The organism is Novosphingobium sp. HII-3, from assembly GCF_002916655.1.
Taxonomy (GTDB): Bacteria; Pseudomonadota; Alphaproteobacteria; order Sphingomonadales; family Sphingomonadaceae; genus Novosphingobium; species Novosphingobium panipatense.
On sequence record NZ_PPSM01000078.1, the window covers coordinates 1 to 1,253 of the forward strand.

The 1,253-nt window shown below is 64.7% G+C and carries 1 protein-coding gene; it reads right to left on the reverse strand.

What is annotated here, in order from left to right; all coding sequences use genetic code 11:
• Positions 1-34 precede the first annotated feature (34 nt).
• Positions 35-1,206 (reverse strand): IS3 family transposase gene (locus C2R25_RS18790; protein ID WP_103730645.1). Its coding sequence is split into 2 segments (ribosomal slippage): positions 35-942 and positions 942-1,206, totalling 1,173 coding nucleotides; the frame shifts between segments, so codons are not numbered across the junction.
• Positions 1,207-1,253: the final 47 nt, after the last annotated feature.

Below are 1,253 nucleotides of genomic sequence, written 5' to 3' on the forward strand. Positions count from 1 at the left end.
TGACCGGCCCCCACCGAGTGGTCCGGGTTGACTGTTAGTGCATCGTCGCCTCCTGCGCCATTGCCGGCTGGAGGTGGAGCGAAGCGGAACCGGAAGGCGGCAATGGCGATCTTGCCGTTTCCGGCGCAGGCGGTCGGTAGCCAAGGCTGCTGTGTGGACGGACGGTGTTGTAGTGGCGGCGCCAGGCTTCGATCAGCACCTTGGCCTCGGCGAGGCTGTAGAAGATCTCGCCATTGAGCAGTTCATCGCGCAGGGAGCCGTTGAAGCTCTCGTTGTAACCGTTCTCCCAAGGCGATCCCGGCGCGATGTAGAGCGTCTTCACTCCGATCCGGGCGAGCCACTCCTGCACGGCGGTGGCGATAAACTCGCTGCCGTTGTCCGATCGGATATGAGCTGGCGGACCGCGAGAGACGAACAGCTCTGCCAGCGCCGCCAACACATCCTGATGCTTGAGCTGACGCGCCACGACCAGCGCCAGGCACTCCCTGCTGGCCTCGTCGATGATCGTGAGGATCCGGAACTTGCGGCCATCGTGAGTGCGGCCCTCGACGAAGTCGTAGGCCCACACGTGCCCCGGATACTCCGGCCGGAGCCGGATGCACGAGCCGTCGTGCAACCATAGCCGACCTCGCTTCGGCTGCTTCTGAGGCACCTTCAACCCCTCACGCCGCCAGATCCGCTCCACCCGCTTGCGGTTCACGTGCCACCCCGCATCGCGGAGCAGCGCCGTCACTCGGCGGTAGCCGTAGCGACCATACTGCTTCGCCAGGGCAACGATGTCCTCGGTGAGCGCCTGCTCGTCATCAGCCCCGCACGGCACCTTCCGCTGCGTCGATCGATGCTGCCCGAGCACACGGCAGACCCGCCGCTCTGACACCGGCATCATGCTCCTGATGTGATCGATGCAGCGCCGCCGCCGCGCAGGGCTCAGAAGTTTCCCCGCGCAGCCTCCTGGAGGATCAGCTTGTCCAGCGTCAGGTCAGACACCGCACGGCGAAGCCGGGAGTTCTCCTTCTCCAGCTCCTTCATCCGCCGAGCCTGGTCGACCTTCAGGCCCCCATACTCCTTGCGCCAGCGATAGTAGGTCTGCTCCGTGACCCCGATCCGCCGGCACGCCTCGGGCGTGGTTCCGCCCTGCGCCAGCACGATCTCTGCCTCACGTAGCTTGCCGATGATCTCCTCCGGCTTGTGCTTCTTCGATGGCATTTCCGCATCTCCTTCATGGTCCAGACTAAAATAGTCGATGGACCACT